This is a genomic window from Acidobacteriota bacterium (genome assembly GCA_016716715.1).
Taxonomy (GTDB): Bacteria; Acidobacteriota; Thermoanaerobaculia; order UBA5066; family UBA5066; genus Fen-183.
Genome location: JADJVE010000019.1, coordinates 160099 through 183081, shown reverse-complemented (window position 1 = coordinate 183081; position 22983 = coordinate 160099). Strand labels below are relative to the sequence as shown.

At 70.5% G+C, this 22983-nt stretch carries 21 protein-coding genes and 1 tRNA gene; 7 read left to right on the top strand and 15 right to left on the bottom strand.

Translation table 11 applies throughout. The features are described from left to right. Nucleotides 1–19 precede the first annotated feature (19 nt). Complete coding sequence (locus tag IPL89_18350; protein MBK9065113.1) at nucleotides 20–1477, top strand: PilT/PilU family type 4a pilus ATPase; 1458 nt, start codon at nucleotides 20–22, stop codon at nucleotides 1475–1477. Nucleotides 1478–1484: 7 nt separating this feature from the next. On the opposite strand, the gene IPL89_18345 is transcribed toward IPL89_18350, so the two are convergent. The 4 genes from IPL89_18345 to lexA all read right to left on the bottom strand — a co-directional run bounded on the left by IPL89_18345 (nucleotide 1485) and on the right by lexA (nucleotide 4714). Then, on the bottom strand, nucleotides 1485–2363 hold the full coding sequence (locus IPL89_18345) for a PDZ domain-containing protein (protein MBK9065112.1): 879 nt from the start codon (nucleotides 2361–2363) through the stop codon (nucleotides 1485–1487). Beyond that, nucleotides 2306–3265 carry a M61 family metallopeptidase gene (locus IPL89_18340; GenBank protein ID MBK9065111.1) on the bottom strand — a complete coding sequence of 320 codons (960 nt, stop codon included), beginning with the start codon at nucleotides 3263–3265 and terminating at the stop codon, nucleotides 2306–2308. Before IPL89_18340 ends, IPL89_18345 begins: the two co-directional genes overlap by 58 nt. 7 nt (nucleotides 3266–3272) lie before the next feature. Further along, nucleotides 3273–4019, bottom strand: coding sequence for an alpha/beta fold hydrolase (locus IPL89_18335; GenBank protein MBK9065110.1), 747 nt, complete (start codon nucleotides 4017–4019; stop codon nucleotides 3273–3275). Between the two features lie 86 nt (nucleotides 4020–4105). Further along, entirely contained in the window at nucleotides 4106–4714 is a 609-nt protein-coding gene (gene lexA / locus IPL89_18330) for a transcriptional repressor LexA (protein ID MBK9065109.1), read from the bottom strand. A gap of 219 nt (nucleotides 4715–4933) precedes the next feature. On the opposite strand from lexA, the gene IPL89_18325 reads away from it, so the two are divergent. Beyond that, the gene (locus tag IPL89_18325; GenBank protein ID MBK9065108.1) at nucleotides 4934–5443 is read left to right on the top strand and encodes a hypothetical protein; all 510 of its coding nucleotides are present in this window, start codon (nucleotides 4934–4936) and stop codon (nucleotides 5441–5443) included. 59 nt (nucleotides 5444–5502) lie between these two features. After that, entirely contained in the window at nucleotides 5503–6111 is a 609-nt protein-coding gene (locus IPL89_18320) for a hypothetical protein (protein ID MBK9065107.1), read from the top strand. A 62-nt stretch (nucleotides 6112–6173) separates the two neighbouring features. Here IPL89_18320 and IPL89_18315 read toward each other — a convergent pair whose 3' ends face one another. From IPL89_18315 to IPL89_18280, 8 genes are all read right to left on the bottom strand, one after another. Further along, entirely contained in the window at nucleotides 6174–9215 is a 3042-nt protein-coding gene (locus IPL89_18315) for a hypothetical protein (protein ID MBK9065106.1), read from the bottom strand. 682 nt (nucleotides 9216–9897) lie between these two features. Then, nucleotides 9898–11082, bottom strand: coding sequence for a bifunctional glutamate N-acetyltransferase/amino-acid acetyltransferase ArgJ (argJ, locus tag IPL89_18310; protein ID MBK9065105.1), 1185 nt, complete (start codon nucleotides 11080–11082; stop codon nucleotides 9898–9900). Next, nucleotides 11079–12452 carry an argininosuccinate lyase gene (gene argH, locus IPL89_18305; protein ID MBK9065104.1) on the bottom strand — a complete coding sequence of 458 codons (1374 nt, stop codon included), beginning with the start codon at nucleotides 12450–12452 and terminating at the stop codon, nucleotides 11079–11081. Before argH ends, argJ begins: the two co-directional genes overlap by 4 nt. Before the next feature lie 2 nt (nucleotides 12453–12454). Next, a complete protein-coding gene (locus tag IPL89_18300; protein MBK9065103.1) occupies nucleotides 12455–13687 on the bottom strand; it encodes an argininosuccinate synthase in 1233 nt (410 codons plus the stop codon). Further along, nucleotides 13684–14904, bottom strand: a complete 1221-nt coding sequence (locus IPL89_18295) for an acetylornithine transaminase (GenBank protein ID MBK9065102.1) — start codon at nucleotides 14902–14904, stop codon at nucleotides 13684–13686. The genes IPL89_18300 and IPL89_18295 overlap by 4 nt, the downstream gene beginning before the upstream one ends. Then, nucleotides 14888–15688 (bottom strand): acetylglutamate kinase, encoded by an 801-nt coding sequence (argB, locus tag IPL89_18290; protein MBK9065101.1) that lies wholly within the window; start codon nucleotides 15686–15688, stop codon nucleotides 14888–14890. Before argB ends, IPL89_18295 begins: the two co-directional genes overlap by 17 nt. After that, entirely contained in the window at nucleotides 15685–16704 is a 1020-nt protein-coding gene (gene argC, locus IPL89_18285; protein MBK9065100.1) for an N-acetyl-gamma-glutamyl-phosphate reductase, read from the bottom strand. Before argC ends, argB begins: the two co-directional genes overlap by 4 nt. Nucleotides 16705–16715: 11 nt before the next feature. After that, nucleotides 16716–17222 (bottom strand): arginine repressor, encoded by a 507-nt coding sequence (locus tag IPL89_18280; protein ID MBK9065099.1) that lies wholly within the window; start codon nucleotides 17220–17222, stop codon nucleotides 16716–16718. A 97-nt stretch (nucleotides 17223–17319) separates the two neighbouring features. Here IPL89_18280 and IPL89_18275 point away from each other — a divergent pair, with 97 nt between their 5' ends. Together IPL89_18275 and IPL89_18270 are read left to right on the top strand one after the other, a co-directional pair. After that, complete coding sequence (locus IPL89_18275) at nucleotides 17320–17895, top strand: RNA polymerase sigma factor (protein ID MBK9065098.1); 576 nt, start codon at nucleotides 17320–17322, stop codon at nucleotides 17893–17895. Continuing rightward, nucleotides 17892–18740: a hypothetical protein gene (locus tag IPL89_18270; protein ID MBK9065097.1), complete on the top strand. Its 849-nt coding sequence runs from the start codon at nucleotides 17892–17894 to the stop codon at nucleotides 18738–18740. Before IPL89_18275 ends, IPL89_18270 begins: the two co-directional genes overlap by 4 nt. 12 nt (nucleotides 18741–18752) lie before the next feature. Here the strand turns inward: IPL89_18270 and IPL89_18265 are convergent, their stop codons facing one another. After that, nucleotides 18753–19403, bottom strand: coding sequence for a TetR family transcriptional regulator (locus IPL89_18265; GenBank protein MBK9065096.1), 651 nt, complete (start codon nucleotides 19401–19403; stop codon nucleotides 18753–18755). 75 nt (nucleotides 19404–19478) lie between these two features. Beyond that, nucleotides 19479–19555 (bottom strand) — tRNA-Pro (locus IPL89_18260). Nucleotides 19556–19645: 90 nt separating this feature from the next. Here IPL89_18260 and IPL89_18255 point away from each other — a divergent pair. Together IPL89_18255 and IPL89_18250 are read left to right on the top strand one after the other, a co-directional pair. Then, on the top strand, nucleotides 19646–19993 hold the full coding sequence (locus IPL89_18255) for a YciI family protein (protein ID MBK9065095.1): 348 nt from the start codon (nucleotides 19646–19648) through the stop codon (nucleotides 19991–19993). Beyond that, nucleotides 19990–21300 carry an RNA polymerase sigma factor gene (locus tag IPL89_18250; GenBank protein MBK9065094.1) on the top strand — a complete coding sequence of 437 codons (1311 nt, stop codon included), beginning with the start codon at nucleotides 19990–19992 and terminating at the stop codon, nucleotides 21298–21300. The genes IPL89_18255 and IPL89_18250 overlap by 4 nt, the downstream gene beginning before the upstream one ends. On the opposite strand, the gene ggt is transcribed toward IPL89_18250, so the two are convergent. Continuing rightward, a complete protein-coding gene (gene ggt, locus IPL89_18245) occupies nucleotides 21192–22979 on the bottom strand; it encodes a gamma-glutamyltransferase (GenBank protein MBK9065093.1) in 1788 nt (595 codons plus the stop codon). The two genes, IPL89_18250 and ggt, sit on opposite strands and share 109 nt — an antisense overlap. Nucleotides 22980–22983 lie beyond the last annotated feature (4 nt).

Sequence of the window (22983 nt, the reverse complement as noted above, 5' to 3'; positions counted from 1 at the left end):
CTCAGAGGACATCCAAACGATGGACCTGACCGAGCTTCTGAAGTTCGTCACGAAGAAAGAGGCGTCGGACCTTCACCTGAAGCCCGGCCGGCCGCCCCTTCTGCGCGTGAACGGGCGGCTCGTCCCCCTCAAGACCGACCCGCTGCAGCCGAAAGAGATCGAGGACATGGTCCTCCCGATCCTGACGCCCTACCAGCGGGACAAGCTGCAGCAGAACTACGCCGTCGACATCGGCTACGGGATCACGGGCGTCGCCCGCTTCCGCGGGAACATCTACCTCCAGCGCGGAACGTGGACGGCCGTGTTCCGCCGCATTCCGTTCCAGATCCCGCAGGTCTCCGCCCTCAACCTCCCGGACGCCCTCGAAACGTTCGCGGACCTTCCGGCCGGACTCGTTCTCGTGACCGGGCCTACGGGCTCGGGCAAGTCGACGACGCTCGCGGCGCTCGTGAAGCTCATCACCGAGCGCCACCCGGTCCACATCGTGACGATCGAGGACCCGATCGAGTACCTCTTCCAGGACAACATGGCCTCCGTCTCGCAGCGCGAGATGGGAACCGACACCATTTCCTTCCAGGAAGCGCTCAAGAACGTGATGCGGCAGGACCCCGACGTGATCATGGTCGGCGAGATGCGCGACTGGGAGACGATGTCGACCGCGATCACGGCGGCCGAGACGGGCCACCTCGTCTTTTCGACGCTCCACACGAACAGCGCCGCGCAGACGATCGACCGCATCATGGACTCCTGCCCGCCGTCGCAGCAGAACCAGGTGCGGCGCCAGCTCGCGCTCGTCCTGCGCGCGATCGTCTCGATGCAGCTCATCGAGCGGGTCGACGGCAAGGGCCTGATCCCCGTCGTCGAGGTCCTCGTGGCCTCCCCCAAGATCGCCAAGCAGATCGAGCTGGGCGAGACGAAGGAGATTCTCGAGGAGATCGAGTCCAGCGTCGCCTATTTCAAGATGCAGTCGATGAACCAGTCGCTCATCGCGCTTCTCGTGAACGGCGCGATCGACGTCGACGCGGCGATGAAGCTCACCACCGACCCCGAAGACCTGTCCCTCAAGCTCCGGAAGCTCTTTCCGAAGATCGAGGAGCGCGGCCGAGGAGGAATCATGGCGTCCGCAAACGACTTCTCCGCGATCACCGAGCTCATGGACATCAAGCGCCTGTACGAAGAGCAGGAAGAAAAGTGGCGGCAGCGCGTCACGGAGAAGGACGAGGTCATCGCCGCCCTCGAACACGACATCGAGGAGCGCGAGCGCCAGGTCCAGGCGAAGGCCCAGATGGGCGCGGAAGCCGAGAGCGAGATCCAGAGGCTGCGCGCGGACGCCGAGCGCCAGCGTCAGGAGATGGCGAACAAGGTCGCCCAGCTCAACGACCGCATCCGGGACCTGAACCAGAGGCTCCTCGGCACGGGCGGACAGTCCGCCGTGGCCGCGACGCCCGGGAACCCGCAGGGCTTCTTCAAGCGCTGACGGAGGATCAGCCGCTCACGGGCACACGCAGCCAGCGCCGCGCGAGCCTCTTTGCGGCTGCCGGCGCCTTGGGGACCGGCCGGACCCTCCAGACGCCCGCCTTCCGCGTCCCGAGGACGAGCCCGAGCTCCCGGAGGCGTTCGCGCCGGAACACGGTGATCCGGATCCGCGCACCGGGCCCGGCCTCGATCGCCTTTCTTCGAAGGAAATCCTCCGACGCCCGCACCCCGTCGATCGCCACGATCTCGTCCGCCGCGCTCATGCCGGCGCGCATCGCGGCGCCGCCCTCGCGGACCTCGGCGACGAGGAGCCTGCCGTTCTCCGTTTTCGTCTTCCACCCGAAGTCCCCCCGCGTCTTCACGGGGCTCTCTTCGGTCACGCCCTCCTCGGCCTCCGGGACGAGCTTCAGCTCGAGACCCGCCGCGGGCAGCAGCCTCGCGAGGTCGGGCGTCTCCGTGCCGCGCACGTACCGGTCGAAGAAGCGGCGAGCCTTCGCCCGCGACGCCAGCACGCGCACCGCGGCGTCCTCGACGGCGCCCTCCGGATAGCCCTTCCCCTTTGCGCCCCAGCGGCGCCACAGGAGCCTCATGACGTCGTCCAGGCCCCGCCGGCCCGCGGTCGCGCCGCGGATCGTGAGGTCGAGTCCGAGGCCGAGAAGCTGGCCGCGGCGGTAGTAGCTCTCCGCCACGTTCACTGAGTTCTCGTCCGGGCGGTAGAAGCGGATCCACGTGTCGAAGGAGGCCATCTCGGCGCTCTGCACCGCGCGGCCCGGCGTTTCGAGGTGGCCCGTCCACGACGTCGCCCACTCCTCGAAGCCCTGCGCGGGCGTCAGGAGGCCGGCGCGCACGGCGAGGAGGACCTCGTAGTACGAGGTGACGCCCTCCATGGCCCAGAGGTCCTTCGTGTGTGGACTTCCTTCGTGTAATCGAACGGTCCGAGGGCCTCCGGCCGGATGCGCTTGACGTTCCAGGCGTGGAAGAGCTCGTGCGAGAAGAGAAGCAGCGTGTCGCGGTACGCCTTTGCCGGCTTGAACGCCCACGGGTCGATCGCGACGGACTGCGAGGCCCGGTGCTCGAGGCCGCCGCGGGCGCCCGGCGCGAGATGCGCGAGGAAGAGGTATCGCTCGTACGGAAGGCCGCCGAAGATGGACGCCGCTTCCGCGACGAGCTTCTTCAGGTCCTTCACGAGGCGGGGTGCGTCCTCGTTGCCGGCCCCCCAGATCGCGAGCGTATGCGGGACGCCCTTCACGCGGAAGTCGAACGTGCGGTGCGTCCCGCATTCGAACGGCGAGTCCACGAGCTCGTCGTACGACGCGGCGCGGAAGACGCCGCCGCGCGCGGGCAGCGCCATGGAGGTCTTCCAGCCGCGAGGGAGGCGGAACGCGACCTCCATGGGCTCGTCCTTCCGGCCCTCGACGTAGAAGAACAGGTTCGCGCCGTTCCCGTAGCCGTGCGACGCGTCGAGATGCGACGTCCTCACGGTCAGCTCGTGGGCATAAACGCGATACCTGATGGAGAGGAGACCGGGGGATTCGGATTTCTTAGAAGGTAAAGAAACGCGCCAGCGGTTCTTCTCCACTTTCAGGGCGGAAAGGGGGCGGCCCCTCTTCCCTTTCGCAGAAAAATCTCTTATGTGCCTTGAAAACTCCCTGACGAGATAAGAACCCGGTGTCCAGACGGGGAGGACGAGATCGAGAGTCGTCGCGCCCCGCGGGTCGATCTCCATCGTGATCTCGTAGAGATGGGTTTCGGGCCGCGGCATGGCGACCGTGAAGCGTGTCGTGCGCATGGGGGGATTATGTGCGGGATCTGGCGTCGAGGAAGGCGACGACCCTGCGCGCGAAGGCCACGGGCCGCTCGGTCGGCGGGACGTGGCCGCACCCCGGCATGACCTCGAGGCGGGCGTTCGGGATCGCCCGGGCGATCGCCCGGCCTGCCGCAAGCGGGAAGATGCGGTCCCGGTCGCCCCAGAGGACGAGCGTTTCGTGAGGGATGCGCGCGAGGTCGCGCGGCGTGAAGGCGTCCTCCCCCGCCGCGAGCGAGGCGGCGAGCTTCAGGAGCTGCGGCCGGTTCCGACGGCGCCCCTTGTAGACGGCCGCAGCAAGAGCGACGAGCGGGTGCGAGAGGAAGCGGTTGTTGACGCTGGTCGCCAGGAGGCGACGCGAGTCTTCGTACGTACCGGGCACGAAGGAGAGCGACGCCGCGAGGGGGTCGATCGACCGGGCCACCGGAAGGCCCAGCGCATCCACGAGAACGAGCCGGCGGACGAGGCGCGGGTGCCGGCGCACGACGTCCAGCGCCACGGCGCCGCCGAGCGAATGGCCGAGGAGATCGACGCGCTCGGGCGCGTCCGGCAGCGCCTCGATGCCGCCGCGGACCGCCTCCGCAAGGAATCGCACGCGGTAGACCACTCCGGAGCCGGCGGGTTTGTCGCTCTTCCCGTGGCCGAGGAGGTCGAACGCGAGGACGCGCCTTTTCCGCGCGAGCAGCGCGAGCGACAGCGCCCACTCGCCGTGGTCGGCGCCGATGCCGTGCAGGAGCACGAGCGGCGGCGGCCCGCCGGGGCGGGAGGCGCCCGCGTCGAGGCACGCGACCGTCAGGCCGCCCGGGATGTGCAGGCGTCGGAGCTTCAGTACTTCCTCATCAACCCGACGACGACGCCCTGCACTTTGACGTCTCCCTCGGCCGCGTAGATCGGCGCCATGCGGTCGTTCGCGGGCTGCAGCCGGATGCGGCCGTCGCCCTCGTTGTAGATGCGCTTGAGCGTCGCCTCGCCGTTCACGAGCGCCGCGACCATCTCGCCGTTCGCGGCCTTCTCGCGGCGGTTCACGACGACGAAGTCGCCGTCGTGGATGCCGTCGTCGATCATGGAATGGCCGCTCACCCTGAGGACGTAGTTCTGGCCCTTGCGCGTGAGCGCCTCCGGCACGGCGACGGACTCGCCCTCGGGCTCGACCTCGATGGGCTGGCCGGCGGCGATGCGGCCCGCGAGCGGGATCTCGACGGCGCCCACATGACGGTCCTCTTCGGCGAGCGCCAGGGAGCGCCGCTTGTTCCAGTCGCGTACGAGCACGCCCTTCTCGAGAAGCAGCCGGATGTGCTTCTGGAGGGTGCCGAAAGAGGAGTAACCGAACTCCTCGCAGATCTCGCGCTGCGTGGGCGAAACCCCGTGCTTGGACCGGTAACGACGGATGAAGTCGGCTATTTCTTTTTGTCTTGGAGTGAGCGTCAGCGCCATAATTTATTCGGCTCCAAAGCCATTTTGCCTTATTTTCTTAGAGAGTAATGCGTTCGGATGCCCAGCGGGCTGCCGGCAGAGCGATGGCCGCGCCCGGCCCTCTTCACCTTCAAAGAAAATCCTCTTTCTCTCTCCGAATCCTCTCGTCGACGCAAGATAGGCGTAAATCGAGACGCCGTCAAGCGTCTCGATTACGCGCACGCGCTATGATCCGCGTTCGTGCCCGACTCTCCGAAGCAAACCTCTCCAACTCCTCCCGCCCGCGGCTCGTTCCTCCGCAAAGCGGGGCGCTGGACGATCGGGATTCTCGTGGCGGCCGCCGTCCTCTGCGCCGCCGTTCTCTGGCTCTACAACCGCAACTTCACTTCCGAGGCGCCCGTCGTGCGCGCGTCGCGTTTCACGTCCGGAAACAGGGTGTTCCCGGTCCAGGTCGCCGTCTTCGCGGACCGCGTGTCGAACTACAACCCGCGCTTCCTCGGGCACACGGAAAACTCGATCACTCTGCGGCAGATCGCCTCCGTGAAGGTGAAGTCCGGCCCGGTCTTCGCCGACGTCGTCATCGACACGACGGGAGGCTCTCCGCCGGTCGTGATCCACGGACTCTGGAAGAAGGACGCCGAGGCGCTCAGCGCGAACATCGCCACGGCCCAGTCCAGGTCGCCGTTTCCGGTCCGGGCCGTCGACCCCGCCGCCGCCGCCGTGACGGCGCCCGCACCCGCCACCCGCTGAACCCCGCCGCGGGCGAATCCCGCGGCGTTTCACACACGAAAGGAACTGGAGGAAGCCGAATGAAGAACGTCCTGAAGATGACCGCCCTCGTCCTCTGCTGCGTCGCGCTCGTCGCATGCAGCCAGAAGGGCCCCGCCGAGGCGGCGCTCACCGCCGCCCAGACCGCCGTCGACGGCGTGAAGGCCGAGGCCGCCAAGTACGCGCCCGATCAGGCCAAGACCCTGATGGCATCGCTCACGTCGGCCCGCGAGGCCTTCGACAAGGGTGACTACAAGATGGCCCTCGAGGCCGCCACCGCGATTCCGGCCAAGGCCAAGGAAGCCGCCGCCGCCGCCGCCGCCAAGAAGGACGAGCTCACGAAGTCGTTCAACGACCTCTCGGCCTCCGTGGGTCCGATGATTCAGCAGGTGAAGGACAAGATCGCGGCGCTTTCCGCGATGAAGAAGCTCCCGAAGGACATGGACAAGGCGAAGCTCGAAGCGGCCAAGACGACGCTCGCCGACATCCAGAAGGCGACGGACGACGCCATCGCGACCTTCAAGGCCGGCACCCTGACGGACGCCGTCGCGAAGGCGAACGCCGTCAAGGCGAAGGTCACGGAGACGATGGCCGCCCTGGGCGTGACTCCCGCCGCTCCCCCGGCGGCCCCGGCCGCGGCCGCGAAGTAGAGCCGGTCCCGATCCCGGAAGCCTCGGGCCCGCGGGAAACCGCGGGCCTTTTTCTTTTGGGTTCAGCGGCCGCTGCCCTCCCAGAAGCCCGGATCACGCGTGACGAAGTCCGTCAGGAGACCGAACGCGTAGAGAGGCCCGGTCCCGGTGAGCCTTTCGACAACGAAAGTCGCCCTATCGACGCCCGCGGTCTCGTGCGAGGCCTCGAGCCGAAGCAAGGCCCCGGGTGCGAGCGCCCGGACCCTGTCCGCCGAGCACGGCAGCACCGTCGTCAGATAGACGCTTCGAAACGACGGGCAAACGGAGACAGTGTCGGGCCCCGCGTTCAACACGAAGGCGTCGCCTGTCGTCGCGGCCGTGATCGGCACGTACGAGACGAGCGTCGTGCCGTCCGGCCGGGAGGTCTGCCCGTCGATGACGACACCCTCGGTTCCCGTGCCCTCGGGAAATCCCCCCACGAAAGTCCCGAACCGGCCGTCCCGCGTCGCGAGGCGCGCAGACGCAGCCAACCCTGTAATCGGCCTGCCGTCGGCGCGACGCACTCGGACGCTCCCATAGCGGCTGAGCGCGGCGCGCACACCGAGAGTTGCGCCGTTTCGACGAAGCGTGTCCACGAAATCCGGAAGGAAGACCTGGCGACCCGCCGGCACCGCGACCCTGGTCGAGAACGTCGCCAGCTCCGGGATCGACTGCCTGAATTCGAGGGTGAGATCGACCGGGGCATCGCCGCTGTTCGCGAGCGAGATCTCCGTGTCGTGCTCGCCGGTTTCCAGGACGAGCGGAACGACCGTCGCGGAAACGCCCGCCGGCCCCGCCTCCGCCGCAGGCGCGACAAATCCCCCGTCCGAGGTCGTCGCCTCGTTCACGACGCCGTATGCGTAGAAGCGGCTCGTTCCTTCGCTCCGCTCGACGCGAACCCATCCCTGCGCAGGAGCCGGAAAGCCCGCGGCCGCAAGCACCGAAGGGATCTGCCTCCACTCGGCCCGGCGGAGCGTGACGTCGGGAAGCGCGACCCGATGCCCCGTGGCCCCGTCGACCGCCGTGATGCGCAGGACCAGCGGGTCGTCCGTGAGGCCGGGATGCACGAGGGCCACGTTCGAACGGAAAGCAGCGTCCTGCCGGAGACCCGGGAGGACGACGGCCGAACCCTCGAGCCGGTGAACAGGGACCGAGTTGAAAACGACGCCCGGCTGTCCGACACGATCGCCGTTCGCGACCGGGGTCGTCACGCGGATCTGATTTACGCCGAAGCCGGACGCGACGTAAGAGATCATCCCGCCGGCGAACGTCCCCGGCGCAAGGCCGGGATGGTCCTTTCGCAGCTCCGAGACGACATCCCCAGGGCCCGTGAGCCGCGTGCTCGTGAGAAGCGAATCGGACCCCATGTCGAGAATGCGAGGGCTCCGCGTGATCCCACCGGCCGCGGCCACGGCGGTCGAGAAGAACGCGCCGTTCGGGCCCGGAGCGCTCACGATCACCGGCGTCAGGTTCAACGCGAAGCCGGGGGCGTAGGGTGTCGGAGCGAGCGCCTCGTCCCATTCGGCGAAGGCGCGCAGCCGGAAGTCCGCTGAATCCGCATAGCCCGCCGTGTTCCGCGCGCGGACCCAGAGCACGTAGTCGCCATCGAAGAACACCGGCACCGAGGTGCCCGTCGCGTTGCGAGGCGCCCAGGCAATCGGAGACGACCCGATGGGATCCCGCGCCCCGTGGCAGAAGACCTCGAAGGCGTCTTCCCTTCTCACGTTTCCCCACGTGGTGGAAAGGACGCCGGGCTCCAGTGCCGCCCCCGGAACGTACGTCGCCTGAAAACCCGGCACGAGGTCGGGCTCGGTGTTGAAGGTTCCGAGAGAGAGCGGCGCCGAATACGGACCGGGGCCCGCGAGATTCGTGAAGCGAGCGCGATAGACGACGTCATGGTCCGGAGAAAGCGAGCTGTCCGAGTACGTCGAGGAGCGGGCGGGCGGCAAAGCCGCGATCGCGACGAACGGCCCGTCGTCGATCGACCTCTCGAGCACGCCCCCGTCGATATAGACGCTCTGTTGCGCAACACGAAGGAAGTTCGCGTTCGCGCCGCCGTAGCCGTCCAGAGCCGGAGCCGGAGGCGGTGTTCCGCCCGCCACACTCGGAGGCGTGGGGTCGAGACGTCCCCGGGCGTTGAACGACGATACCCGGTAGAAGCCGGACGAGAGCGGGCTCGCTTCCACCCCATACGACGTCGTATTCGCAGGGACTACCGCCCATGGGCGGAAACTCCCGTCCTGCGCCAGGAACTCCACGAGGTATCCCTGTTCGCGTCCGCTGACGTCGGACCACCGGAGGCGGAAGCCGGGACCGACGGGTGCGGATTCGAGCCCGCTTGGAGGGAGCGGCTCGGTGGTCGGAAGAACCGCGAAGAACTCGTCCGAAGGAGACTCAGCACCCACCGAGGAAATCGCGACGACGCGGTAACCGAGGGACACGTCAGTCGGGGCACCCGGATCCCGCAGAACTCCCGCCCGCGGCGGATCCGGCTTCGGGTCGAAAGGATCGAAGAGAGAGATCGTCCCGACGGGCGTGAAGTCTCCCGTGCCATACGGCCGGCGCTCGACCCGCAATCGCAACGGGTAGGTATCGTCGGAGCGGGCCGTGAACCGGACCGTCAGGACCCCGGATTCCTCCTTGACGGACATGACCGTCGGGCGGCCGGCGACGCTCGTGGGTGCCGAAAGCAAGCGGACGGACGACACCCCTCCGTCCGAGCGCCCGATCCACAGGAGTGTCGGCTCCGCCTCGTCGAAAGCCAGTGCCGTCACCCCCGTCGGCGCGGGTGAGACGTCGCGCCATGTCGCGCCGGCGTCGGTCGTCCAGCGCAACCCGGTGCCTGCGACGGCATACCTGCCCGGCGCCGTCCGGTCGACGGCAACGGCCGTGACGGCGCCCGCGAGGCCGAGCGTCCAGGATCGTCCCTCGCCCGCAGAAATCCAGGCACCCACGCGGCCGCCCGCGACGAGCCGCTCCGGTCGGCCTCGCTCCCGCGCGAGAGCGACCACGGCGTCGTCGGGGATCGACCCAATGCGCTCCTCGTCCGCGACGTTGGGGACGGAGAACCGAATGCTGGCGCGCAAGACTCCGCAAAACGTCCGTTTGGGCGGGTGTCGACGAACTACGGCGCGTCCAGATCGCCCAAGGCGAGAACTCCGAAGACGGCGCGAGGAGGCGTACCGGAAGGAGAGCACCGAATCGGTACGGGCCACCCGCGGCGAGCGTCGACCCCGTGCGAATCCAGGAGTACTCGAGGTAGGCGTCGTAGCTGAAGCCCGAAGACCCCGTCAGATACGTGGGTTTTTCGTCGCTCAGGGGATCGTCGTGGAGCCGCGGCCGGCCGGGTCCCGGATCGACCGGCTGGTTGGGCACTCCCGCCGCTACGACCGTCCAGCCAGTTCCGTCAAACGAGAAAACCTCGAAGTCCCCGCAGGACACGAACACGTTCTTCCGGTCTTCGCTCAGGGCGACGTCGCTCACGACACCCCCGGAGCAGGCGGCCTCGTTCAACCGCGCCCAGGTGACTCCTCGATCGCCTGAGCGAAGAAGGCCCCCTCCGGCGGTTCCGGCGTAGACCACCGGATAACGAGGCAGCGAGAGACCTGATAGGCAGCTCGGTCCCTTGGGCGCACGCGCCTCTCGCGATCGAAAGCACGAGAGCGATCCAGGACGCGGCAAGGAGCCTGCGCGTCTTCATCGGCCGCTTCACCACACCACAAGATAGTGTCGTCGGAGCCCTCCTGCCCACGCTTTCCGGTCGGGACGTCAGCTCCGGTAGTCCGCGTTGCAGGACACGTAGGCGTGGCCGAGGTCCGAGGCGAGCTTGAAGGCCGAGGCCTTCCCGGCGCCGAGGTCGACCACGACGGGGACGCGCTCTCTCGCGAACACTTTCGCGGCGTCCTTCTCCCGGTACGCCACTGGAAGGCCGCGGTCGACGAGGACGAGGCGTCCGAGCCTCAGAGACACCTTCGAGGCCGAGAACCGCGCGCCGCTGCGCCCGACGGCCGCGAGGATGCGGCCCCAGTTCGGGTCGCCGCCGTTCAGGGCCGTCTTCACGAGCGGCGACGTCGCGACGGCGTGCGCCGCCGCCTTCGCGTCGGCCTCCGTGCGCGCGCCGGTGATCGAGACGTCGAGGACGCGCGTCGCCCCCTCGCCGTCGCGCACCATGAGCCACGCGAGCTTCCGGCAGACCTCCGTGACGGCCGCGCGGAGAGGCGCGACGTCCTTCGCGGACGTCATCTCCGGCCCGCCCATCGAGCCGGACGCCATGAGGAGCACCGTGTCGTTCGTCGAGGTGTCGCCGTCGACGGAGATCGCGTGGAAGCTCCGGTCCGCGGCGTGCGTCAGGACGGCCTTCAGGTAGGCCGGCGTCGCCGGCGCGTCCGTCAGGACGAACGCGAGCATCGTCGCCATGTTCGGGTGGATCATCCCGGCGCCCTTCGCGATCCCGACGACGGAGCACTGCCGGCCCCTCCACGTGAACGTGGCGCGCGCAACCTTCGGGCCGACGTCCGTCGTCAGGATCGCGCGCGACGCGGCGTCCACGCCCCGGGCCGAGAGGCCCGCGATCGCGCCGGGCAGCGCCGCACGGACCTTCGCGTCCGGCAGGACGACGCCGATGACGCCCGTGGAGGAAACGAGAACTTCCCTCTTCCGGACGCCGAGCAGACCCGCGGCCGCGTCGCGCACGCGGCGCGCGGCCGCCATGCCGGCCTTCCCCGTGACGGCGTTCGCGCAGCCCGCGTTGACGACGACCGCGCGCACGCGCCCGCCGCTGGCCGCAAGGTCCGCCTTTCCGAGCACGACGGGCGCGGCCTGAAAGAGGTTCTTCGTGAAGAGGGCCGCGGCGTTCGCGCCCTCTTCGGCCACGAGGAGCGCGACGTCGGCCAGAGGTTTCTTTCGGACGCCCGCGTACACGCCGGACGCCCGGAAGCCCTTCGGCAGCCTCACGATGCCCCTCCCGACAGGCGGCGCACCGCCGCCCGGGCCGCGCGCGCGACCTGCCGCGGGGCGGTTCCACCGAAGACGTCGCGCTTGGCGAGCGCGCGCCGCACGTCGAGCGCCTGGAGGTCCTTGTCCGTGATCTCGTCCTTCGGCCCGAGCGCGAGAAGGGTCACGCCGAGCGCCTCGGCCTCGGCGATCCGGCGGCCCACGATCTCGTGCGCCTCGCGGAACGGGATGCCCCGCTTCGCGAGCGCGTCCGCCAGCTCCGTCGCGAGGAGGCGGTCGTCCGACGCCGCCGCGGCCATCCGCTCGCGGTCCAGCCGAAGCCCTTCGACGACGCCGGTGAGCGCCAGGAGCGCGACCGGCACGATGCCGCGCACCCGGAACACGGGCTCCTTGTCGAGCTGCAGGTCCTTGTCGTAGGCGAGCGGCAGGCCCTTGAGGAGCGCGAGGAGGCCCGTGAGCTCGCCGATCGTGCGGGCCGCATGGCCGCGGGCGAGCTCGAGGACGTCGGGGTTCTTTTTCTGCGGCATGCGCGAGGAGCCCGTCGCGAGCGCGTCCGGGAGCGCGGCGAAACCGAACTCGTCGGACGTGAAGGCGATGAGGTCCTCGGCAAGGCGCGAGAGGTGCACGAAGAGGAGCGCCGCCGTGAAGAGGTATTCGGCGGCCGCGTCGCGGTCCGAAACGGCGTCGAGGGAGTTCGCGGTGGGGCGCAGGAACCCGAGGCTGCGCGCGAGGGCCTCGCGGTCCACCGGAACCGGCGTGCCCGAGAGCGCGCCCGAGCCGAGCGGGCACTCGTCGGCCCGCGAGAACGCGGCGTCGAAGCGCGCGGCGTCCCGCCTCAGCATCTCGACGTACGCGAGGCACCAGTGCCCGAACGTGACGGGCTCGGCGCGTTTCAGGTGCGTGTAGCCGGGCATCGGCGTCGCGGCCTCGGCCTCGGCCCGCCTCGCGAGCGCGAGAGCGAGCGCCCGCGCCGCGACGGCGCCTTCGGCGAGGGCGTCCTTGACGTAGAGCCGGAAGTCCGTCGCGACCTGGTCGTTGCGCGAGCGGCCCGTGTGGAGCTTGCCCGAGAGCGGCCCGACCTTCGCCGCGAGCCGCCCCTCGACGAACGAGTGGACGTCCTCGTCGTCCGCGTCGGCGGGGATACCCGATCGCGCGGCCTCGGCCGCGACCTCCTCGAGGGCCGAGACGAGCTTCTTGACCTCCCCTCCCGTGAGGACGCCGGCTGCGCCGAGCGCCTGCGCCCAGCCGATCGAGCCGCGCACGTCCTCGGCGAGGAGCGCGCGGTCGAACGCAAAGGAGTCGTTGAACGCCTTCAGGGCCTGCGCGGGCGGCTCGGAGAACCGGCCGCCCCAGAGCTGCTTGCGGGTCAAGGTCAGCCTTCCCCGCCGACGACGGCCTGGTACGTGCCCGGCCTGAGGTGGAGGCGGCCCTTCGTCGGCAGGCCGAAGAGCCGGATGAACCCGGCGGCGTCCGCCGGGGTGTAGCCGCGCATGTCGAAGGACGCGAGGCTCGTCGAGTAGAGCGCGAAGGGCGACGTGCGCCCGACGACGGACGAGGCGCCCTTGAAGAGCTTGAGCGTGACGTCGCCCGTCACGGTCGGCATCAGGGCGTTCATGAAGGCGTCCAGCGCCTCGCGCAGCGGCGAGAACCACTGGCCGAAGTAGACGAGCTCGGCGTAGCGCGCCGCGAGCTTCTCCTTCTCGTGCGCGCTGTCGCGGTCGAGCGTGAGCGTCTCGAGCGCGCGGAGCGCCTGCACGAGCAGCGTGCCGCCGGGCGTCTCGTAGACGCCGCGCGACTTGATCCCGATGAGGCGGTTCTCGACGAGGTCCACGCGGCCGACGCCGTGCCGGCCCGCGATCGCGTTCAGCGTCTCGATGAGCGGGACCGGCGCGAGTTTCTTTCCGTTCACGGCGACGGGCAGGCCCGCCTCGAACGAGATCACGACGCGCTCGGGCTCGTCCGGCGCCTTCCTCGGGTCCACGGTGAGCTTGAACATCGACTCCTCGGGCTCGAAGCCCGGCTCCTCGAGCGGCCCGCCCTCGTGCGAGATGTGCCAGAGATTGCGATCCCGGGAATAGGGGTCCTTCTTCGTGACGGGCACGGGGATGCCGCGCGCCGCGGCGTAGTCGATCGCGTCCTCGCGCGAGCGGATCTCCCACTCGCGCCACGGCGCGATGATCGCGAGCTCCGGCGCGAGCGCCATGTAGGCGAGCTCGAAGCGGACCTGGTCGTTGCCCTTGCCGGTGCAGCCGTGGGAAAGGGCGTCGCAGCCGGTCTGGAGCGCGATCTCGACCTGCTTGCGGGCGATGAGCGGCCGCGCCGTCGAGGTCCCGAGGAGGTAGTCGTGCTCGTACACGGCGCCGGCCTTGAGGACCGGGAAGAGGAAGTCCTTCGCGAACTCCTCCTTGGCGTCGATCAGGTGAAACTCCGACGCGCCCGTCTTCTTCGCCTTCTCCTCGAGGCCGGACGTCTCCTCGGCCTGGCCGACGTCGACGGCGACCGCGACGACCTCGCAGCCGTAGTTCTCCTTGAGCCACGGGATGATGACGGACGTGTCGAGGCCTCCCGAGTACGCGAGGCACGCCTTCTTGATCTTCGGCTTCACGGCTTTTCTCCTTGGGCATTCGCGGGCGTCTCGCGGAGGATCTCCTCGAGCGCCTTGATGAACCCGGCGAGCGCCGGGCGGGGAACGACGTACGGGGGCAGGAGGCGCAGGACGTTCGTGCGGGACGTCCCGACGACGAAGCCCTTCGCGAGCAGCTTCTTCTGGACTTCGGCGGCGTCGCGGTCGAGCTCGACGCCCCACATGAGGCCGCGCCCGCGCACGTCCCGGATCGCGCCCTTGCTCTTCCGCTTCGCGGTCTTGAGCTTCTTTCCGAACCACGCGCCCGTCTCGAGGATCTTCGGGAGCAGTCCGCCGTTCACGATCTCGTCCAGCGTCTCGAGGCCGAGCCGGCAGGCGACGGGATTGCCGCCGAACGTGGTGCCGTGCTGGCCCGCCTTCACGAGCGCCGCGATCTTCGGCCCGACGAGAACCGCCCCGAGCGGGAGGCCGCCGCCGAGCGGCTTGGCGAGGGTGACGAGGTCGGGCGTGACGCCGAGCTCCTGGAAGACGAAGAGATGCCCGGTCCGCCCGAGGCCGCTCTGGACCTCGTCGAAGACGAGAGACGCCCCGACGCGGTCGGCCGCCGCGCGAGCGGCGGCGACGTACTCGGGCGTGAGCGGGATGATGCCCCCCTCGCCCATGATCGGCTCGAGGAAGATCGCGGACGTGTCCGGCGTGACGGCCGCGTTCAGGGCGAGGGCGTCGTTCGGCGGCAGGAAGACCGTCGTCCCGACGAGCGGCTCGAACGGCTTTCTGTAGCCCTCGTTGCCCGTGAGCGCGAGGGCGCCCATCGTGCGGCCGTGGAACCCGCCCTCGAGCGCGATCATCCGGCTCTTTCCGGGCGTCGCGAGGCGCGTGAACTTCACGGCGGCCTCGGTGGCCTCGGTCCCCGTGTTGCAGAAAAAGACCTTCGGGAAGCCCGAGAGCTTGACGAGCTGCTCGGCGAGGAGGCCCTGCGCAGGCTGGTAGAAGAGGTTCGAGACGTGAAGGACGTGAGTTGCTTCGTCCTTCAGCGCCTTCACGAGGCGCGGATGTCTGTACCCGAGCGCGTTCACGGCGATGCCGGCGAGAAGGTCCCAGTAGACCTTCCCGTCCGCGTCGACGAGCTTCGCGCCCTTGCCCGTGCGGGGATGGAAGGACGTGCGCTTGTACGTCCCGAGGATGTACGCGGCATCCCGCGCCTCGACGGCGGCGGTGTCTTCAGCCGATGTTTGCAATGCGAGTCCCTCCGATTCCCTCGGCAAGGGCCGAGGCGTGGCGCCCCGGCCCGGCGATGACGACCTGCGAGACGCCGGCCTTGAGCGCCTCGAGGCAGGCGACGAGCTTCGGACGCATGCCGCCCGCGACGGCGCCCGAGTTCAGGAGCTCCCACGTCGCGTCGGGCCCGAGCCCTTCGATGACCTTGCCGCTCGCGTCGAGGACTCCCTCGACGTCGGTCAGGAAGACGAGCCGCTCGGCCTGCAGCGCCACCGCGAGGGCGGACGCGGCCGAGTCGGCGTTGACGTTGAGGAGCGTGCCCTCGCGGCCCAGCGCGACGGACGCGACGATCGGCAGGAGCTCGGCGCCGAGGATCGCGCGGATGAGGCGGGGGTCCGAGAACGTGACGCGCCCGACGTAGCCGAAGTCGACGCCGTCGAGCCGGGGGTGGAACTCGGCCCAGAGCGTCTCGCCGTCGGCGCCCGAGACGCCCGCGGCCGTGACGCCGAGGGAGCGCAGCTCGGCGACGAGCGACTTGTTCACGAGGCCCGACAGGATGGACACCACGACGTCGAGCGTCTCGGGGTCCGTGATCCGGAGGCCCCGGTACGTCTTCTTCGGGATCTTCAGGGCCTGCAGCGATGCGTCGATGCGCTTGCCGCCGCCGTGGACGACGACCACGTTTTCGCCGGACGTCCAGCTCGCCGCGATCGCTGCGAGGGCGTTGGCGCGCGGGACGGCGTCCTCGAGGAGGCTTCCCCCCAGCTTCACGACGATCGGGCGGCCGGGGCGGTTCGCGCTCAAACGAGTCCCTCCGTCTCCGCGAATCCGAAGACACGGTTCATGTTCTGCACGGCCTGCGAGGCCGCTCCCTTGAGAAGGTTGTCGATCACCGAGACCACGACTCCGCCTCTCCGGCCCGGAAGCAGCGCGAATCCGATCTCGGCGCGCGGCGTCCCGACGACGCTCGCGAGGTCGGGCAGCTCGCCTGCGGGCCTCACGGACACGAACGGGGCATCCGCGTACCGCGCGTAGGCGGCGGCGACGTCGTCGGGTCCCACGCCCGCGCGAAACGTGACGTGCAGGGTCGAGAGGATGCCGCGCACGACCGGGAGGAGATGCGGGACGAAGACGAACGGCGCGCCGCCGGAGAGGCCGAGCTCCTGGCGCATCTCGGGCTCGTGCCGGTGGCTCCCGACGCCGTAGGCCTTGAAGTTCCCGGCCAGCTCGGAGAACGAGAACGCGAGGTCGGCCTTCTTCCCCGCTCCCGACACGCCGCTCTTGCTGTCCGCCACCACGGAAGCTCCGGGCTCGAGCAGGGAGAGCACGGGCTTCAACGCAAGGAGGACGGACGTCGGATAGCACCCGGGATTCGCGACGAGGCGCGCGCCCGCGAGCTCCGGCCCGCACCACTCCGTGAGGCCGTAGACGGCCTCGGCGAGAAGCGCGGGCGCCGGGTGGTCGAAGCCGTACCACTTCGGGTAGTCCGCGGCGTTCCGCAGACGGAAAGCTCCCGAAATGTCGACCACCTTTGCGCCGAGCGCGAGAATCTCCGCCGCGACCTCCGCGGACGTCTCGTTCGGCGTCGCGAGGAATACGACGTCGGGCTTGCCCGCCGCGAGGGCGTCGAGCGAGAACGCCTCGGTAGAAGGACCCCTGGCGCCGCCGAGCGACGGATGCAGTCGCGCGAACGGGATGGGCTTCGCGTCTTTCCGGCCGGACGAGAAGACCGACGCGATCGACGCGTGCGGATGGCGCGCGAGGATCGCCGAGAGCTCGCCGCCGGAGTAGCCGGTCGCGCCGACGACGGCGGCGCGCACCGCGGAGGCGCTCAAGGCCGTCCCCGCCGCGCGCGGCGGCCGGCGATCCCGCTCTCGAGGAGGCGGGCGAGCTTCGCCGCAGCGGCGGCCGACGGCGTCGCGAGGAAGATCGTGTCGTCGCCGGCGATCGACCCGGCCATCCCGTCGAGCCCCGCCTCGTCGACGGCGCGCGCCACGTGGTGGGCGGCCGCGGGCGGGGTCTTCAGCACGACGAGCGTGCCTGCCGTCCTCGCGTCGAGCAGCCACTCGCGCAGGGCGCGCTCGAGCTTCTCGCGGGCGCGGGCGTCCCGCTCGGGGTCCGGCATGGCGCCGGCTTCGCCGGGGACGACGTAGCCCGACGCCGTCTTGGCGAGGCCGAGGTCCTTCAGGTCCCGAGAGAGAGTCGGCTGCGCGACGTCGAAGCCCCGCCGCGCGAGGCGCTGCTGGAGCTCCTCCTGCGAGTGGACCGCCCCGTCCTTCAGGACCCTCAGGATCTCGTCGCGGCGCCGCAGGGCGGAGCCGGTCGCATGAGTATTCACGAATGAGAATATTCATTCATTCGAGCCCCGTGTCAACCGATTTCTTTCGGTGACGGAGAGCACCCCACCCCGGGGGCCGCACGGCTAGAATCGGAGCGTGGACACCTCGCATTTCTCCGACGCCTACGAGACGGAGCTCGGGCGCCTCCCGGAGAAGCTGCGCCGGTTCTTCCTTTCCCGCGGCGTCCGCACCGAGGACGACGCCCGGGACCTCGCCCAGGAGACCCTCCTGCGCGTCCTCCAGCGGATCTCGCGAGGCGAGCGGATGGAATCGCACGAGGCCTACGCCCTCGGTGTCGCAAAGAACGTCTTCTTCGAGTACTGCCGGCGCGTCGCGAAGGCGAACACCCACGACGGCCTTTCGGGCGCCGTCGACCTCGCAGGCGTCGACGATCCGCTCTCGGACGTCCTGATCTCGAGCCAGGCTCTCCGGTTCCGGAGGGCCCTCCAGCTCCTCCCCGACCGGATGCGCGACCTCCTCGTCAAGCGCTTCGTCGAGGAAGTGCCGTCGCGCACGATCGCCCGCGAGGAGGGCATCACGACGGACGCGGTCGACATGCGCGTCTACCGCGCCAAGCGCGAGCTGAAGAAGCGCATGGACAAGGAGAAGTCCGACAAGGAGAAGGCGCTGCTCGAGGGGCCGCGCCCGCCGGGAGGCGGAGGACCGGCGTGAGCGCGACCGCCCCCGGATCCCCCGAGATCCGCGACTACCTCCTGCGCCGGATGACCGACTCCCTGCGCGCGAAGTTCGAGGAGGCGTACTTCAAGGACGACCGGCTCCTCGACCGCATCGAGAGCGAGGAAGACCTCCTCGTGGCCGACTACGTCCTCGGGCGCCTCCCCGACACCGAGCGCCAGCTCTTCGAACAGTCGCTCCTCGACACGCCGTATTACCGCGACCGCGTCGAGACGACGCGCGGCATCAAGCTCCAGCTCGCCGAGGAGCGGTTCTTCCGCAAGAAGGCTGCGGCCACCGCCGGCCCGCAGGCCTCCCGCGCCGCGGACTCGCGCCTCTTCCCCGGCGGGACGGGCATCGCCGTCGGCTTCGGCCTCCTCGCTCTCCTCACGATCGCGTCGCTCGCGTCGGCGTGGTTTCTCAAGTCGGCGCTCTCCCGCACCCGCCGCGAGCTCGCGGAGCGCGCGCCTCACGCGGACGCCGCCGCCGAGGCGGGCGTCGTGCCGCTCGCCCGCACGGTCGTCCTCGCGCCCGCTCAGGGCGCGGGCCCGTCGATCGTGCGCGTGAACCGGCCGGCCGGGGGCGCGCTGCTCCTCGTCCTTCCGCGCGCCGCGCTCGCCCCGCAGGCGGTCGCCTTCGGCGTCACGCTCGCGAGCGGCGGTCAGGTCGTCTGGGACTCCGGCGAGCTGCCCGCGAAAAGCGCCGAGGACGGAGACCTTTCGCTCCGTCTGCCGCCGGGCGTGCCGCCCGCGGGCGGCTACGCGGTCCGGCTCCGGTCGCGCGGCCCGGCCGGACCGCCGCAGGACAGCTTCCTCGGGACGCTCGACATCGTCGAACGCTGAGCGCCCGCCCGGCTACTTCGCGAGAAGGCCCGCGAGGAAGAGGTCCGCGAAGGACTCGCCCACGTCGTCCACCGAGGCCCCGCCGCCGGCCCGGTACCAGCGCGCGAGCCAGTTGATCGCGCCCAGGATCGCGAACGTCGCGAGCTTCGGGTCGACCGGCCGGAACACCTTCTTCGCGATCCCGTCGGCGACCACGTCGCGGACGCTTCGCTCATAGGCGTCGCGCGCGGCGACGACGGTGGCGCGGCGCTTCGGGTCGAGGGCGTCGAACTGGAGAGCGAGCGCCGTGCCGTGGAACTTGTCGACCATGACGCGCGCGTGCTCGAGGACGATGCGGCGCAGGGCCTGGTCGGGCGGCAGCTGCGAGGCCCGCACGCGCCCGGTCACCTCGAGCATCGCCTCGAGGGCCGTCTCGTGGCAGAGGGCGAGGATCTCTTCCTTGTCCCTGAAGTAGTAATAGAGGCTGCCCCGCGTCAGGAGGAGCTCTTCGGCGATGTCGTCCATCGACGTCCCGTAGAAGCCCTTGGCGGCGAAGCTCCGGACCGCGCTCTCGAGGATGCGCGCGCGCTTGGCCCGTCGCTTCGTCTCGACGTGCGGCGACGGAGGGCGGCGGCGCGAGAGGACGCCTCCGCCGCGGGACTCGGGACGGACGGGTCGCGTCATGGCGGGGAGATCTTACCGACCCACGGTCCGGGAATGAAAAAGCCCCGCCTTCGGGAGCGGGGCTGACGTGAGAAGTGGTCGGGGCGAGAGGATTCGAACCTCCGACCCCACGGTCCCGAACCGTGTGCGCTACCAGGCTGCGCTACGCCCCGAGGAGGGCGGACGATAACACGGGATGTCGATTTGGGGCACTCCCGTTCGACCAGGAGGAAAGGCCCCCGAGGGGCCGCGAGGAGGCGCCCATGGAATACCTGCTGCTGATCTACGAGAACGAGAAGAGCTGGGAAGCGATGCCGAAGGCCGAGCAGGGCGCGATGTTCGGCGAGTACATGTCCTTCACCGAGGACATCAAGAAGAAAGGAAACTACAAGGGCGGCAATCCGCTGCAGCCCACGTCCACGGCCACGACCGTGCGCGTGAAGGGCGGCAAGACGCTCACGACGGACGGGCCCTTCGCCGAGACGAAAGAGCAGCTCGGCGGCTACTACCTCGTCGAGGCGAAGGATCTCGACGAGGCGATCGCCATCGCGGCCCGGATCCCGGGTGCTCGGACCGGCTCGATCGAGGTCCGGCCGATCCAGAAGATGTGACGCCCGCAGCGAGCGAAGCAACCCAGGTCCACGGGCTTGCGTATCTCCCTACGCCCGTGGACCTCGACCGCCTTTTTCGCGAAGAGTCCGGACGCATCCTCGCGAGCCTCATCGCTCTCGTCGGGGACTTCGACCGCGCCGAGGAGGCCATGCAGGAGGCGTTCACGGTGGCGGCCGAGCGCTGGCCCCGTGAGGGCGTCCCCGCGACCCCCCGGGCGTGGATCGTCGGGACGGCCCGCCACAAGGCGCTCGACCGGCTGCGCCGCGAGCGCATCTTCGCGGGCAAGGCGGCGCTCCTGAAGGATGAGGAGGCCGTGAACGCGCCTGACCCGGACGGCGCGCCCGAGGGCCTCCCGGACGACCGGCTGCGGCTCGTCTTCACGTGCTCGCACCCGGCGCTCGCCCTGGAGGCCCGCGTCGCGCTGACGCTGCATACGCTCGGCGGCCTCTCCACGCCGGAAATCGCGCGCGCGTTCCTCGTCCCGGAGAGCACCCTGGCCCAGCGCCTCGTGCGCGCCAAACGGAAGATCCGGGACGCGGGAATTCCCTACCGCGTCCCGGGCCGTGCCGAGCTCCCCGAGAGGCTCGACGGCGTTCTTGCAACGCTCTACCTGATCTTCAACGAGGGCTACGCGGCGACGGGCGGCAACGCGCTCGTGCGCCGCGACCTCTCGGCCGAGGCGATCCGCCTCGCGCGACTCGTCGTCGAGCTCCTTCCGGGAGAGCGCGACGCGCGAGGCCTTCTCGCACTCATGCTCCTGACCGACGCGCGACGCGAGGCCCGCGTGGACGGCCGGGGCGATCTCGTCCTCCTCGAAGAACAGGACCGGCGCCTGTGGGACCGTGCGGCGATCGCGGAGGGCATGGCGCTCCTGCCGGGCGCGCTCTCAGGCTCCCCTCCCGGACCCTACGCCGTCGAGGCCGCGATCGCGGCGCTCCACGCGCGGGCGGCGTCGCCCTCCGAGACGGACTGGCGGCAGATCGCGGCGCTGTACGGCACGCTCCACCGCGTGCGCCCCTCCCCCGTCGTCGCGTTGAACCGCGCAGTCGCCGTCGCGATGTCGGCCGGGCCCGAGGCGGGCCTGCCGCTCGTCGAGGAGCTCGAGCGCTCCGGCGCGCTCGCGGGTTACCACCTGCTGCCCGCCGCGAAGGCCGACCTGCTGCGCCGGCTGGGCCGCCACGCCGAGGCCGCGGAGAGCTACCGCGCGGCGCTCGCGCTCGCCGGCAACGGGTCGGAGAGGCGGTTTCTCTCGAGGAGGCTCGAGGAGGAGGAGGTCGCGTTCTCCGCCCCCCTCGCCGCGCCGTAGCCGCGCGGGTCGGCCGCCGCCGTCAGCGAGCCGTCCTTTTCGAACGCGACCGCGTGGACGCGGCCGATCTTCCCCTCCGTGAACCTGTCGCCGCGCACGTAGAGCGCGTGGCCCTTCGCGCGGAGCGCCGCCAGCACGTCCTCCGAAAACGCGCCTTGCTCGACCTCGATGCGGTCCGGGAGATGCTGGTGATGGAAGCGCCGGGCCGCGACCGCCTCGCCCAGGGGCTCGCCGCGGACGAGGGCGTTGAGGTACACCTGCAGGACCGTCGTCGGGATGAGGGCACCCCCGGGCGAACCGAGCGCGAGGCGCGGGCGGCCGTCCTCCAGGACGATCGTCGGCACCATGGACGAGAGCGGCCGCGCCCCGGCGCGCACCGCGTTCGACTCGCCCTGCACGAGGCCGTAGGAGTTCGCGGCGCCGGGCTCGGTCGCGAAGTCGTCCATCTCGTTGTTCAGGAGCACGCCGACGCCGGGCACGACCGTGTGGTTCCCGAGCGTGTCGTTGAGCGTGTACGTGACGGCGACCACGCCGCCGTCGGCCGTCGCCGTCGTGAAGTGCGTCGTCTGGTCCGGGTCGCGCGGCCATGCGCCGCCCGCGATTGCGCTGGACGGCGTCGCGCGGGACGGGTCGATGGAGAATCCCAGGGCCGCGAGGCGCGCCGGCGCGAGAAGGGTGGCGAGGGGGACGTCCACGCACGCGGGGTCGCCGAGATAGCTGTTGCGGTCCGCGTACGCGCGGCGCTCGGCCTCGGCCACCAGATGAATCGACCCGGCCGCGTCGCGGTCGGCGATCGACCCGTGGACGAACCGGAGCTGGCCGAGGATCGACGCGAGAAGGAAACCGCCCGAGGAGGGCAGCGGCATCGTGACGAGGCGGAATCTCCCGTCGTCGAAGACGAACGGCGGGCGCCATTCGGGCCGGTAGCCCGCGAGATCCGCCTCCGTGAGGACGCCGCCGGTCGCCTGCACGAACGCAGCGATCCTGCGCGCGACGTCGCCCCGGTGGAAGCCGTCGGCGCCCTTCGCGGCGATGATCTCGAGCGTCCGCGCGAGGTCCTCCTGCACGAGGAGGGAGCCGGGAGGGAGCGCCCGGCCGTTCGCGAGAAAAAGCCGCGCAGCCTCCGCGTCGCGCGCGAGATCGGCTTCGTAGGCCGCAATTATTCGCGTGAGCCCCGGCTGCACGCGGAAGCCCTGGCGCGCGAGGCGCACGGCGGGCGCGAAGAGCCGCGCCCACGGGAGCCTTCCATACCTCCGGTGCAGGGCCTCGAGCCCGCGCACGGTGCCGGGCGTCCCGACCGCGAGGCCGCCGTTCATCGACGCGCCGGGCCGGGCCCTGCCGTCCGGACCGAGGAAGCTGTTTCGCCACGTGGCCGCGGGCGCCGTCTCGCGGAAGTCGAGCGCCCAGAGCTCGCCCGACGGGGTGCGCCCGACCGCGAAGCCCCCGCCCGCGAGGTTTCCGGCGGACGGATACGTCACGGCGAGGGCGAGCGCCGTCGCGACCGCGGCGTCCACGGCGTTCCCTCCGGACGCGAGGATCTCCGCGCCGGCGTCCGACGCCTCGGCGGTCGCGGACGCGACGACCCCGCGCCTCGAGTGCGCGACGGGAGCCGGGCCGAACGGGGCCGACGCGGACGGAAGGAGTGTGGCGGCGAGAGCCGCGGCGAGGAGGGCGTACATCCCC

Excerpts from the sequence above, each read along its gene's own strand:
- IPL89_18350 (MBK9065113.1), top strand. The coding sequence starts at position 20 with ATGGACCTGACCGAGCTTCTGAAGTTCGTCACGAAGAAAGAGGCGTCG.
- IPL89_18345 (MBK9065112.1), bottom strand. The coding sequence starts at position 2,363 with ATGGAGGGCGTCACCTCGTACTACGAGGTCCTCCTCGCCGTGCGCGCC.
- IPL89_18340 (MBK9065111.1), bottom strand. The coding sequence starts at position 3,265 with ATGCGCACGACACGCTTCACGGTCGCCATGCCGCGGCCCGAAACCCAT.
- lexA (MBK9065109.1), bottom strand. The coding sequence starts at position 4,714 with ATGGCGCTGACGCTCACTCCAAGACAAAAAGAAATAGCCGACTTCATC.
- IPL89_18320 (MBK9065107.1), top strand. The coding sequence starts at position 5,503 with ATGAAGAACGTCCTGAAGATGACCGCCCTCGTCCTCTGCTGCGTCGCG.
- IPL89_18265 (MBK9065096.1), bottom strand. The coding sequence starts at position 19,403 with ATGACGCGACCCGTCCGTCCCGAGTCCCGCGGCGGAGGCGTCCTCTCG.
- IPL89_18255 (MBK9065095.1), top strand. The coding sequence starts at position 19,646 with ATGGAATACCTGCTGCTGATCTACGAGAACGAGAAGAGCTGGGAAGCG.
- ggt (MBK9065093.1), bottom strand. The coding sequence starts at position 22,979 with ATGTACGCCCTCCTCGCCGCGGCTCTCGCCGCCACACTCCTTCCGTCC.